Origin of the sequence: Longimicrobium sp., from assembly GCA_036377595.1 — a bacterium.
GTDB lineage: Bacteria > Gemmatimonadota > Gemmatimonadetes > Longimicrobiales > Longimicrobiaceae > Longimicrobium.
Window position 1 is genome coordinate 17,185 of the sequence record DASUYB010000064.1, and the last position, 12,328, is coordinate 29,512.

A 12,328-nucleotide genomic window follows, 5' to 3' on the forward strand; every position below is an offset into this window, starting at 1 on the left:
GTACCTTTGCGCATCCCCCCGTCACACACACCTGATGCACGAATGCTGAACGCGCTCCCGAACGCCGCGGAGTCGGTCGATCTCCGCCTGCTGGACCGCCTGGTGGACGAGGTCGAGACCGTGTTCCGCGGCAAGCGCGAGACGGTGCGCCTGTCGCTGGCCGCGCTCCTGGCCCGCGGCCACGTGCTCTTCGAAGACATCCCCGGCGTGGGAAAGACGACGCTGGCGCGGGCGCTGACCGCCGCGCTGGGGCTGGAGTTCCGCCGCATCCAGTTCACCAGCGACCTGCTGCCCTCGGACGTGCTGGGCGTCTCCATCTACAACCCGCGCACGCACGACTTCGAGACGCGCCCGGGCCCCATCTTCACCAACGTGGTGCTGGCCGACGAGATCAACCGCGCCCCGCCGCGCACGCAGAGCGGGCTGCTCGAGGCCATGCAGGAGGGGCGCGTGACCATCGACGAGCGGAGCTACGACCTCCCCCGCCCGTTCCTGGTGATGGCCACGCAGAACCCGCTGGAGCAGCACGGCACCTATCCGCTCCCCGAAAGCCAGCTCGACCGCTTCCTGATGCGCGTGTCGATCGGCTACCCCGACGCGGACGAGGAGCGGAGCGTGCTGCTGCAGTCGGTGGGCGTGGACGATCCCGTCGAGCGCGTGCGCGCGGTGCTCGATGCCGGGCAGGTGCTGGCGCTGCAGGAGCGGGTGGAGCGGGTGCACGCCGATCCGTCCATCGTCGACGACCTGATGGCCGTGGTGCAGGCCACCCGCCGCGAGCCGCGGCTGCGCGCCGGCGCCAGCACGCGCGCCGCCATCGGCCTGTTCCGCGCCGCGCGGGCGTGGGCGCTGGTGGACGGGCGCGACTTCCTCGCCCCCGACGACGTGCGGCGGCTGGTGGTGCCCTGCCTGGCGCACCGCCTCCTCCCCCTCGGCGCGTCGTCGCCCACGGGCGAGGCCTACGAGGAGTCGGTGGCGGTGCTGGAGGGGATCATGGACGCGCTGCCCGTGCCGGTCTGATCGGACGGCAGGGAGATGGTGATTCCGCGCGTCATCCGGGATCGTCGCGGGCGATGACGTCGAAGACGACGCCGAACGGGTCGCGCACGTACATCTCCCCCGGCGCGTGCGGGCCGATGGGAACGAGCGCGCACCCGGCCGCTTTCAGCACATCGAGCGCGGCTCGCCGGTCGGCGACGTCGAAGGAGGGGACGACGCGGTCGTGCGTCGGGGCGGGATCGCGGAGGAGGTAGAGCCGCAGCGCGCCGTTCGCCAGCGAGATGCAGTCCGGCGAGCGGTCGATCACCTCGCATCCCAGGACGCTGACGTAAAACGCCTCCGCGGCCGCGGGATCGGCGACGTGCAGCGCCAGCTCGTTGTTCGCGCGGAAAGTGGGGCGATGGGGATCGGTCATCGGATCTCCACCCTGCTGTTGTCCTGACGAAGAAGCCACCCTGCTGCAAGCTAGAGCGAAGCTCGTGTCCCTCACCAGCGTTCCGGCGAAGCCGCGGCTGTCGCGACGCGCAGCCAGCCTCCGCCGCTGGTTCCGCCCGCCGCGCCGGCTGCGCTTCTCGCGCGCCGGCGCGCTGTTCACGATGGGAACACTCCTGCTCGGCATCGCCGCCATCGGCACGGGGAACAACCTGCTGTACCTCGTCCTCGGGGCCATGCTCGGCTTCATCACCCTGAGCGGCTGGCTGAGCGAGCAGATGATCCGCCGCGTCGAGGTCTCCCGCCGGCCGCCGCGCGGGATCACCGCCGGGTATCCCGCGCGCATCGCCTACGACGTCCGCAACGCCAAGCGCCGCCTCCCTTCGCTGGCCGTGGAGGTCGGCGAGGCGTCGCTCCCCGGCCGGGCGTGGGTAGCCGCCGTGGAGCCGGGAGAGACGGCGGCCGCGCGCGCCGAGGTCGCCTTCACCACGCGCGGCGTCTTCCCGCTGGAAACGGTGACGCTGGCCACCTCGTTCCCCTTCGGCCTGTTCCGCAAGGAGCGCGACGTGGAGATCCCCGGCGAGGCCGTGGTCTGGCCACGCCACGACCGCCCCGTGCGCGAGCCGCGCCCCGCCGGCGAGCGCGTTCGCCGCGCGGGCGAGAGCTTCGCGGGCGCGGCCGGCGCGCGCGGCGAGTACCGCGGCCTGCGCCCGTACCGCCCCGGCGACGACCCGCGCGACGTGCACTGGCGCACCACCGCGCGCGTGGGCGAGCCGGTGATCCGCGAGTACGAGCGCGACCGCTCGCGCGCGCTGTGGATCTGCCTCGACCTCCGCGCCGAGCCCGGCGACCTCGCCGAGACGGCGGTGGAGATCGCCGCCTCCCTCGCCGCCGCGGCTTCGCGTCGCGGCGACCCGTTCGGGGTGGCCACGCCGGACGCGCGGGTGTCGCCGGGGATCGGCGCGGCGCAGCTGGAGCGCGTGCTGGACGTGTTGGCTCGCGCGCGCATCCGCCCGGACGCGCCGCGCGTGCAGCCCCCCGTCCCCGCGCGCGAGTGCGTGCTGGTGACGCCGGGCGCGGGCGCCGCGGCGCTTTGGGGCGACGTCTACCCCGCCGAGCGGGAGGGGCGATGAGCCTCGCGCGCCTGCACCGCCGCCTGGTGAGCGCGATGGCGCTGGCCGCGCTCGCCGCCTACGCCGCGGGCGACGGGGTGACGCTCCCCGTCGCGGCGGCCGCCGTGGCGCTCGCCGTCTCCTTCGTCTGGCTGCCGGACGCACGCGCCGGCGCGTGGATCGAGCGGACGACGCGCGTCGGCGTGCTGGCGCTGTTCGCCTGGCTCGTCTACGGCGCGTTCGTGCTGCGGCAGGACTTCATGCCGGGCGTGATGGGGATGTTGCTCTTCCTGGTCGGCGCCGAGTCGCTGCGCCCGCTGGAGGCGCGCAACGACATGCGCCTGTACTCGCTCACCTTCGCGCTGCTGATCGCGGCGACGGCGTTCTATCCGGGCCTCGGCTTCGCCGCGGGGTTCATCGCCTACGTCGCCCTGGCGGTGCTGGGGATGATGGTGGGATATCTCCGCCGCGAGTCCGAGCGCTTCCGCGGCGGCGCGCAGGTGCGCGTGGGGCGCCGCTTCCTGTGGACCACCGCCGCGCTCTCGCTGGTGACGCTGGGGATGAGCTCGACGGTGTTCGTTTTCTTCCCCCGCCTGCCGCGCGCGTGGACCATGCAGGGGCGCCGCGGCGCGGGCGACGAGGTGGCGGGCTTCAGCGACCGCGTCTCCATCGGCGAGTTCGGCGGCCGCATCGGCTCCAACCCCGAGGTGATGTTCCGCGTCGAGTTCCCCGACGGCCCGCCGGCGGACGCGCAGTCCATCCACTGGCGCGGCCGCTCGTTCAACCACTTCGACGGGTCGACCTGGAGCCGCGGCGCCTTCACCGCCGCGGGCGACCTGCCGCCGGCCGCCTACGCCGCGCGCTGGGGCGGCCCCTTCCGGCGGATGCGCATCTTCGGCGGCCCGCCGGGGACGGACGTGCTCTTCGGCCCGCACCCGGTGCTCACCGTCCGCCCGCGCTCGGCCATCCGCCCCTACCGCGGCCGCTCGGGCGACGTCTTCTACTCCGGCTCCGACAACCCCGTCTACTCCATCGTCAGCACCGCCGCGCGGCCCAGCGACGAGCAGCTGCGCGGCACCCCCGACGCGGACGGCGAGGCGCTCGCCGAGTACCTCCAGCTCCCCGCCCTCGACCCGCGCGTGCGGCGGCTGGCGGACTCGCTGGCGGCGGGGAAGACGGCGCGCATCGACCAGGTGCGGGCGATCGCGGACTGGCTGCACGACGAGTTCAGCTACACGCTCGACCTCCCCGCGTCCGAGTCCGAGGCGAGCCTGGAAGGCTTTCTCTTCCGCCGCCGCGCGGGGCACTGCGAGTACTTCTCCACCGCGCTGGCGGTGCTGCTGCGGACGCGGGGGATTCCCGCGCGGAACGTGAACGGCTTCCTGGGCGGGGAGTGGAACCAGAACGGGCGCTACCTGGCCGTCACCGGCAACGACGCGCACTCGTGGGTGGAGGTGTGGTTCGACGGGTGGGGATGGGTGCCGTTCGACGCCACGCCGCCGGACCGCGGCGTCGTGGTCGGCCGGGGGACGGCGGGATCGTGGCTGTGGCCCGCGCGGATGTGGGTGGACGGGATGGAGTACCGCTGGTACAAGTGGGTGATGGACTACAACATGGACCGCCAGCTCGCCGTCTTCCAGGGGATCGGCTCCATGTTCTCCGGCGCGGAGACGTCCACGCCGGGTCCGTCCGGCGCCACCCGCCGCGCACCGTTCCGCCTCGGTGGCCGATGGACGCTGGTCGCGTCCGCCGCCGCGCTGCTCACGCTCCTCGCATTGATCGCGCGACGGCGGCGGGGGACGCGGCTCGCGCCCGAAACGCGCGCCTACCTCGGCCTGCGCCGCGCCTACGTCCGCGCCGGCTGGGCCTCGCGCGGTGGCGGTGATGGGCCCCTCGCGTTCGCCGAGCAGTTGGCGCGCGAGGGAGCCCCCGGTGCGGACGACGCCGCCCGCGCCGTGGACCTCTACCTCCGCGCCCGCTTCGCCGACCCGCGCGACGAGTCCGCGCGCACGGATCTCGCCGATGCCGCCGCCCGCGCGAAGTCCGCCGTCCGCCGCGCGGGAAAGCGAAGGCGGCCCGCAGGTGTCTGACGTTCAGCGAGCGACACGACGAAGCCCCGGCCGATGCTTTGGCCGGGACTTCTCGTCTTTCAGAGGCTACTGGACAACGTCGAAAGCGTGCCCCTGTCGCTGGCGATAGATGTAGAAGTGTCCGTCGATCGTGAACACCCGGCGCACGTTCAAGGTTTCAGACGCCGCCACAAGAGACGCGTCCCCCAAGTCCATCGGCGTATCCGCGTAGTCCCGCATCAGCACTCGCATCCGCAGCCATTCATCCTCGGCTGACTTGTGCAACCGCACGATGCCCGCGTCCAGCCACGTCCAGAGTTCATCCTGCCCCCGCCAACCGAGATCCCGCCCGAGCACGTGCATGGCCTCGGCAAAGCATGGCCACGTGGTGATCAGGCCGGTGAACGGCAGCCGCGCGAGCGCAGCGCTACACCGATCATGGTGAGCGTCTCTCCGGTCTACGAGCGCGATCAGCGGGCCCGCATCGCAGAGCGTCATAGATGCCCCGTCCGCTTCTTCTCGAGCAGACCTTCCAGGAAGAGCTCACGGTGGCGTGACGATAGATCCCCACGCTCGCTGCTCACACGCCCGATGTATCCGGCCATACGATCCGCCAGCGTCTTCGGCGTCGATGCCCCATTCTCCGTGGCAGCCGCCGACCCGCTAGACGGCTCCGAAGCATCGCTCGGCGCCGAGGCACCATTCGCATCTGGGCAGCACTCCGGCAATCGCGCGGCGATCCACTCCGCCGGCGTGATGCCGGCAGCAGACGCCTCGGCTTCGATGCGGGCGTAGACTTCGTCCGATAGCTCGATCGATTTGCTCATGGGTGCATTCCCCCGAATCTGCTGCCGGCCTGTGGCCACCTCCTAAGCAGGAACCAGCGATTCCGTACCAAATCTAATCACAGCACACTCCTCACGTCTACGTGTAACCGTGGCCGCTTTCACGCGTGGGAATTGGACGCGATTGGAAGGTGCCCGTGTTCACGCTTTCATCTGCCCAACATCGACTTACAGAGAACTTGCAGCGGGGGAAACCTGAAAACCACCACATTCAATCCCCGCGTTCTGACCCAGCTTTGGCCGATGTGGCGAGATAGGAGCGCGGCCGCTCCCCGCCATCAATCAATCGGCGGAGGGGACGAGCGCGCGGTGGGGCTCCAGGGCGGAGCGCGGAGGGAGGGGGCGCGTGTCGAGCGTCCAGCGGAAAGAGCCCTCGCGCTCGATGCGCTCGCGGCGCGACAGGCCGCGGTAGCCGCACGGCGGCTTGCGCAGCATCCGCGCGAGCGCCAGGCCGATCCAGCCGAGCGGCAGGTAGTAGAACAGGATGTCCCAGTCGCGAAGGAAGGCGTGCAGCGCGTTGCGGGCGGGCGGGCGGCGGCGGTCGCGGTCGTGGCGGACGTACGCGTACGGCCACCCCAGCGGCGTGCGGCTCCAGATCCGCCCCTTCAGCCTGCGCATCGAGCGGACCAGGCCGCGCACGTCCCACGGCTTCGCGCCGTGCTCGACGACGGCGGAATCCAGCCGCTCCTGCGCCAGGCGCCGCACCCGCTCGGCCACGCGCAGCACCGCCTCGCGCTCGGGGTGCTCCAGGTCCGTCTCCCCCTCCTCGCGCAGCAGCTCGCGCACGTCCACGGGGTCGCCGACCACGAACACCATCCGGCAGGGGAAGCCGAGGTAGAAGACGAACGGGAAGAGGATCGCCAGGAACACCGTGGGGATGGGGAAGAACGGCAGCCCCACGGTGTTGCGGAACAGCCTGTTCAGCCACTCGAAGGTCACGCTGGTGGGGTTCACCCACTCGGCGTTCACGACGGAGACGAGGTAGACCGGCGCGCGGTGCTTGGCGGCGAGCGCCACGAAGCTGGAGTGGAAGTGCTGCAGCTGGTAGCGCTTGAGGAACCCCTTCCCGATCCCCGGCACCCCCTCGGGATAGTAGACCACCTTGTCGCCGCGGGCGAGGAGGGCGTCGTAGTTGGCGAAGGTCATGTCCACCCCGCCGCCACGCCGCCACCAGTTGTCCAGCCCGTACGGCCGCATCCACCATACCGCGGCCAGCTGCGGCGTGTAAACCGAGCGGCACTTTCCCGCGCGGCTCAGCCCGTAGTGCCGCCAGAGCAGCCCGTCCAGCACCACCGCGTCGTGCGGGAAGGCGTTGCCGCTGTGGTTGGGGGCGATGATCAGCGGCCCCGTCTCGGGGATCTTCTCGGCGCCGATGATGCGGCCGCGGAACCAGTGGTCCACGATCTCGCCCAGGAAGCCGCGGTTCAGCGACTCGATGTAGTCCCAGTCGATGGGGTCGTGCGGCGCCGGCTCCGCCGGCTCGGGCGGGAGCTCGGGGACGGCGTGGACCGCGGGGATCTCGTCCTGCTCGCTGTCGAAGCGCTCCCAGAGCTGCTCCAGGTCGGCGGCGGAGAGCTCCAGGTCGATGCGGAAGGGCGCGGCGGCGGCCGGCGCGGGCTTCTTCATCTCCCGAACAGCGAGAGGAGCACGGCGAGGAGGAACATCCCGCCCCACAGCAGCGGCGAGGCGTGCTGAATGGCGGCCAGGACGCCGCCGACGATGCACGCCGCGGCCAGGATGCTCCCCTTGATCCCCTGCAGCGGGTTCGACGGCGGGCGGTTGTTCAGGTGCTCGTCGGCGAACTTGAAGCCGGCGGACAGGAGCTGCGGCAGGCGCACGGCCACGTCCACCAGCTCGGGGCTGCCGCGCAGCACCTGGCGCAGCAGCAGGCGCGGATCGAACTGCTGCTGGAAGATCTTCGACACGTGCTTGCGCGAGACGGCGGCCACGTCGAGCTGGGGATCGAGCATCCGCCCGACGCCCTCGAAGGTAACCAGCGCCTTCACCATCAGCGTCATCTCCACGGGGAAGAAGACGCGGTAGCGCCCGCCCAGCCCCACCGACTCCAGGATCAGCTGCGCGATGGAGATGTCGCCGCGCGACACGCGGGCGATGAAGCGGCGCGAGAGGTCGGCCACGGCGCGGCGGAAGCCCTGCGGATCGCCGCCCTTTCCCACCGTCGCCATGTCGGTGAGGTAGCGGGTCGAGCCGTCCACGTCGCCGGTGACCAGCGCGTGGAAGTAGTACAGCATCTGCCGCCGCGTGCGCTCCTCGAATCTCCCGACCATCCCGAGGTCGATGAAGGCGACGCGGACGCTCTTGCCGGGAAGGATCATCAGGTTCCCGGCGTGCAGGTCGGCGTGGAAAAAGCCGTCGCGGTACAGCATGCGGATGATGGACGCTGCGCCCAGGTCGATCACCCGCTCGCGCTCCTCCTGCGTCAGGTCCTCCGTCGGCTCCGAGCCGGGCTTGAAGCCGCGCATGAACTCCATCGTCAGCACGTCGCCCGAGCTGAGGTCGCGATGGATGCGCGGGAAGGCGACGTCGGGCATGTCGCGGAAGTTCGCGGCGAAGGTCTCGGCGTTGTCCGCCTCGAAGTTGTAGTCGACCTCCTTGCGCGTGTAGGCGCTGAACTCGGCGACGATCTGCTTCGGCATGTAGCGTGGGATCACCCACTGCAGGAACGAGCCGACCATCCCCAGCAGCGTCAGGTCGCTCTCGATCATCTCCCGCACGCCGGGCTTGATCACCTTCACCACCACCGACTCGCCGCCGCGCGTCCGGGCCAGGTGCGCCTGGGCGATGGAGGCGGAGCCGATCGGCTTCTCGTCGACCGACGCGAACAGCTCCTCCAGCGGCACGGCGAACGAGCGCTCGATGATCTCGCGCACCTGGGTGAAGGGGATGGCCGGGAGGCGGTCGAAGAGGTTCTGCAGCTCGCGGGTGATGGAGCGCGGAAGCAGGTCCTCGCGGATGGCCATGATCTGGCCGAGCTTGATGTACGTCGGCCCCAGGATCTCCAGCCGCCGCCGGAGCTGCTGCGGGAAGGGGAGCTTCCGTATCTCCCGATCGAGGAACGGCCAGACGATGGACGCCGTGAGCCGCGGGAACCACGAGTGCAGCCCGTGCCGCCGCTCGCGCGGAAGCGCGCGCACGTACGCGGCCGAGCCGCCCGCCAGCAGCCCCAGCACGTGCTTGTAGACCACGAAGAAGCGCCGCACCACGCCGCGGTACGGACGCAGCGGGTCGAACACGAACGGCCGCGCGGGCACGGCGGGCACCGGCGCGGCGTGATGGTCGTGCGGCGGGGGAGATGCGGGGCGCGGCGGAGGTTCGACCGCCGGCTGGTCGCGCGCCGGCTCTTCGGCCACCGGCTCGGGGATGGGGGCGACGGCGCGCGGCTCGAGCAGCGTCGCGTCGTCGTCGAATACGCCGGGGCGCTGTGGCTCCGACTCGGCGGCGGGCGGCTCGTCGGCGGGGTTGGGCGGGGAATCGGCCTTCGGCTCGGTCGCCGCCTCGTCATCCCCGCCGTCGAAGGGGAACCGCGGCTCACCCGCCGGTTCGTCTTCTACGTCGAGCGGGAGGCGCGGCGCGGCGTCGGACGGCGGCTCCTCGCCCAAACCGTCGAGGAGCGGCTCGGCGTCGTCGAAGAGCTCCAGGCGCGGCTCCGCGGGGGTGGGATCGGCGCGGAAGCGCTCCGCCGACGGCTCGCCGCCGGGGTCGCCGTCCGCGCGTGGGGCGCGGGCCTGGGCCGGGTCTCTCCGCACGGGACTAGGCGTACAGCGTCTGGATGTCGTCGGCGTGCCGCTCGTTGATCACCCTGCGCTTGATCTTCATGGTGGGCGTCAGCTCGCCGGTCTCGATGCTCCACGGCCGCTTCACCAGCGCGAACTTCTTCACCTGCTCCCAGTGCGGCAGGTGCGCGTTCACCGCGTCGATCTCGCGCTGGATCAGCTCCATCACCCTGGGCGATGCGGCCACGTCGTCGGGCACCGTCTCCCCCGTCTCCTTGAGATACGTGGTGATGGCGGCCACATCGATCACGACCAGCGCGGTGCAGAACTGCCGGCTGTTGCCGATCACCACCGCCTGCTCGATGTACCGGCTGTGCGCCAGCCGCTGCTCGATGGGCTGCGGGGCGATGTACTTGCCGGTGGAGAGCTTCATCAGCTCCTTCTTGCGGTCGGTGATGGCCAGGAAGCCGGCGTCGTCCAGGTGCCCGATGTCGCCCGTGCGGAACCATCCGTCCGCGGTGAACGCCTCCTCCGTGGCATCGGGAAGGCGGAAGTAGCCCTTCATCACGTTGGGCCCGTGCACCAGGATCTCCCCGTCGTCCGCCGTCTTCACCTCCACGCCGGTGATGGGCTTGCCCACCGTGCCCGCGCGCAGGTGCTCCTTGGTGTACACGGCGATCACGGGCGAGGTCTCGCTGAGCCCGTAGCCCTGGCCGCAGAAGATGCCGATGGCGTTGATGAAGTTCATCACGTCGGCCGAGAGCGCCGCGCCGCCGCTGGTGATGGCCTTCAGGTTCCCGCCGAAGAGCGCGCGCAGCTTCTTGAACACCAGCGCGTCGGCGATGGCGTACTGGACGCGGTCGCCGATCCCCAGCGGACGCTCCACGTCATATCTGTCCGCTAAATCCAATCCCCACTTGAGGATGGACTTCTGCACGCCGCTGAGGGTGTCGACCTTGGCGTGGATGGCGGCGTACACCTTCTCGAGGAGACGCGGGACGGTGGAGAAGTGGACCGGCTTCACGAACGCCAGATCGGCCAGCATCTCCTCGAAATTCTCCACGAACCAGACGGGATAGCCGATGTGGAGATAGAGATACCCTAGCATCCGCTCGAAGACGTGCGAGAGCGGGAGATAGGAGAGGATCTTCTGCCCGCGCTGGCCCTCGATGTCCCACGGCATCCGCTCCAGCGAGGAGAGGGCGTTGGACGCCAGGTTCCAGTGCGTCAGCATCACCCCCTTGGGCGTGCCCGTGGTCCCCGAGGTGTAGATCAGCGTGGCGAGATCCTCCGGCTTCACCTCCGCGCGGCTGGCGCGGAAGAAGTCCGGCTCCTTCGCCCTGGCCGCCTCGCCGCGCGCGAGCACATCGCCCCACGTGTGCATCCCCTCGGCGAACGCGCCGCGGATGCCGATGACCGCCTTCAGCGTCGGTACCTGCGGGAGGATGCCGGCCACGGCGCGGTGCAGCTTCTCGGTGGAGACGACGTACGCCACCGCCTCGGAGTTCTCCAGGATGTACTGGATCTGGTCCGGCGGCTGGGTGGTGTAGATCGGCACGTTGACGGCGCCGAGGGAGAGGATGGCCTGGTCGGCCGCCAGCCACTCCATGCTGTTCTCGGAGTGCAGCGCCACGCGGTCGCCGCGGCGGACGCCCAGGTCGCGCAGGCCGTACGCGAAGAGCTCGACCTGCCGCTCGAACTCGGCGCGCGAGGTCTCGATCCACTTTCCGTCGCGCTTGGTGGCGACGGTGGTGGGGGTGACGTTCTTCGGCAGCCCCTGCTCGACCAAGGCCAGGAGCGTGGTGGGGTTGTACATGGGTCTCTCGGGTGAGAGGACGAAAGTGCCAGTGCCAAGTGCCGAGTGCCCAGTGGGTTCGGCGCGGAGGGCCGGCACCGAGGGCCCTCTCCCTGGCGCTTCGCGCCGGTCCCTCCCCCAAAACAGCCTGGGGGAGGGACGGGCTCGCTTCGCTCGTGACTCTTCAGATTCTACCGCCGTGCACGCGTCCCGGTGCCCGCACGCCTACTGGGCACTGGGCACTAGGCACTGGGCACTTATCTGTTCCGCCCGTACTGCTCGTGGCTCGACACCCAGTCCGACGACGAGATCGCCGCGGCCAGCGACAGCTCGCCCGCCAGCACCGCGCCGGCCACGATCTCCGCGAGCTTGTTCACCTTCCCTTTCCCCCAGCACCCCAGCAGCTCCAGGCACTCGCGCTGCGTCGGCAGCCCCGTGCCGCCGCCGTACGTGGCGACGATCAGCGAGGGGATGGTGATGGAGAGGTACAGGTCCTTCTCCGGCGTCAGCTCCACGTACACCACGCCCGCGCTGCTCTCCGCCACGTTCGCCACGTCCTGCCCGGTGGCGATGAACATCGCGGTGATGCAGTTGGCCGAGTGCAGCCCGTTGTTGTTGGCGCCGGAGAGGATCGAGCCGATGTTGGCCACGCCGTAGTGGTAGGCCAGGCTCTCGGGCTCCACGCGCATCTTCTGGATCAGCACGTCGCGCTTGATGATGGCCTCGGCCGTCACGCGCTTGCCGCGGGTGCGCATGATGTTGATCTGGCTGGCCTTCTTGTCGGTCGCGAAGTTCGACTCCAGGTAGAAGTGCCGCACGCCCGGGTACTGGTCCAGGATCCACGAGCAGGCCGCGAATGTCGCCCGCCCCACCATGTTCTGCCCCGCCGCGTCGCCCGTGTGGTAGTTGAAGCGCAGGTAGACGAACTTGTTGGCCAGGTAGTGGTCGATGTACTTCAGCTTCGCCACGCTGCTCGTCGCCTCGGCCTCGGCGGCGATGCGGTCGTGGTTCTGGTGCACCCACTCCACGAAGTCGCGCCCCTGCCGCGCGTCGTCGAACACGAAAACGGGCGCGCGCTGCATCGCATCTCCGACGACCGTGACCTTCACCCCGCCGCAGGCGTTGATCACCTGCATCCCGCGGTTGTAGCTGGCGACCAGCGTCCCCTCCGTCGTGGCGAGGGGGATCAGGAACTCGCCCTGCGCCTGCTCGCCGTGGATGGTCAGCGGCCCCGCGAAGCCGATGGGCACCTGCGCCACCCCGCTGAAGTGCTCGCAGTTCCCCTTCAGCAGGTGGGGATCGAAGGAGTAGCGCTTCACGTGGTCGAGCCTGGCGCCGCAGAACT

Annotated in this window: 10 protein-coding genes; 3 read left to right on the forward strand and 7 right to left on the reverse strand. The window is 70.6% G+C overall.

What is annotated here, in order from left to right:
* Positions 1-42: 42 nt before the first annotated feature.
* On the forward strand, positions 43-1,017 hold the full coding sequence (locus tag VF092_09250; protein HEX6747459.1) for a MoxR family ATPase: 975 nt from the start codon (positions 43-45) through the stop codon (positions 1,015-1,017).
* A 31-nt stretch (positions 1,018-1,048) separates the two neighbouring features.
* Here the strand turns inward: VF092_09250 and VF092_09255 are convergent, their stop codons facing one another.
* Positions 1,049-1,411, reverse strand: coding sequence for a VOC family protein (locus VF092_09255; GenBank protein ID HEX6747460.1), 363 nt, complete (start codon positions 1,409-1,411; stop codon positions 1,049-1,051).
* Positions 1,412-1,475: 64 nt separating this feature from the next.
* On the opposite strand from VF092_09255, the gene VF092_09260 reads away from it, so the two are divergent.
* Entirely contained in the window at positions 1,476-2,561 is a 1,086-nt protein-coding gene (locus tag VF092_09260) for a DUF58 domain-containing protein (GenBank protein HEX6747461.1), read from the forward strand.
* On the forward strand, positions 2,558-4,630 hold the full coding sequence (locus VF092_09265; protein ID HEX6747462.1) for a DUF3488 and transglutaminase-like domain-containing protein: 2,073 nt from the start codon (positions 2,558-2,560) through the stop codon (positions 4,628-4,630). The genes VF092_09260 and VF092_09265 overlap by 4 nt, the downstream gene beginning before the upstream one ends.
* A 66-nt stretch (positions 4,631-4,696) precedes the next feature.
* Here VF092_09265 and VF092_09270 read toward each other — a convergent pair whose 3' ends face one another.
* The 6 genes from VF092_09270 to VF092_09295 all read right to left on the reverse strand — a co-directional run.
* Complete coding sequence (locus VF092_09270) at positions 4,697-5,107, reverse strand: hypothetical protein (GenBank protein HEX6747463.1); 411 nt, start codon at positions 5,105-5,107, stop codon at positions 4,697-4,699.
* Positions 5,104-5,436, reverse strand: coding sequence for a hypothetical protein (locus tag VF092_09275; GenBank protein HEX6747464.1), 333 nt, complete (start codon positions 5,434-5,436; stop codon positions 5,104-5,106). Before VF092_09275 ends, VF092_09270 begins: the two co-directional genes overlap by 4 nt.
* A 300-nt stretch (positions 5,437-5,736) precedes the next feature.
* Positions 5,737-7,080, reverse strand: coding sequence for a 1-acyl-sn-glycerol-3-phosphate acyltransferase (locus VF092_09280; GenBank protein HEX6747465.1), 1,344 nt, complete (start codon positions 7,078-7,080; stop codon positions 5,737-5,739).
* A complete protein-coding gene (locus tag VF092_09285; GenBank protein HEX6747466.1) occupies positions 7,077-9,221 on the reverse strand; it encodes an AarF/UbiB family protein in 2,145 nt (714 codons plus the stop codon). Before VF092_09285 ends, VF092_09280 begins: the two co-directional genes overlap by 4 nt.
* A 4-nt stretch (positions 9,222-9,225) precedes the next feature.
* Positions 9,226-11,004, reverse strand: coding sequence for a long-chain fatty acid--CoA ligase (locus VF092_09290; GenBank protein HEX6747467.1), 1,779 nt, complete (start codon positions 11,002-11,004; stop codon positions 9,226-9,228).
* Positions 11,005-11,240: 236 nt separating this feature from the next.
* A partial coding sequence (locus VF092_09295) for a hydroxymethylglutaryl-CoA reductase (GenBank protein HEX6747468.1) occupies positions 11,241-12,328 on the reverse strand: 1,088 nt, incomplete at its 5' end.

Coding starts and splice junctions, on each gene's coding strand:
- VF092_09280 (HEX6747465.1), bottom strand. CDS start 7,080: ATGAAGAAGCCCGCGCCGGCCGCCGCCGCGCCCTTCCGCATCGACCTG.
- VF092_09265 (HEX6747462.1), top strand. CDS start 2,558: ATGAGCCTCGCGCGCCTGCACCGCCGCCTGGTGAGCGCGATGGCGCTG.
- VF092_09275 (HEX6747464.1), bottom strand. CDS start 5,436: ATGAGCAAATCGATCGAGCTATCGGACGAAGTCTACGCCCGCATCGAA.
- VF092_09290 (HEX6747467.1), bottom strand. CDS start 11,004: ATGTACAACCCCACCACGCTCCTGGCCTTGGTCGAGCAGGGGCTGCCG.
- VF092_09270 (HEX6747463.1), bottom strand. CDS start 5,107: ATGACGCTCTGCGATGCGGGCCCGCTGATCGCGCTCGTAGACCGGAGA.
- VF092_09255 (HEX6747460.1), bottom strand. CDS start 1,411: ATGACCGATCCCCATCGCCCCACTTTCCGCGCGAACAACGAGCTGGCG.
- VF092_09250 (HEX6747459.1), top strand. CDS start 43: ATGCTGAACGCGCTCCCGAACGCCGCGGAGTCGGTCGATCTCCGCCTG.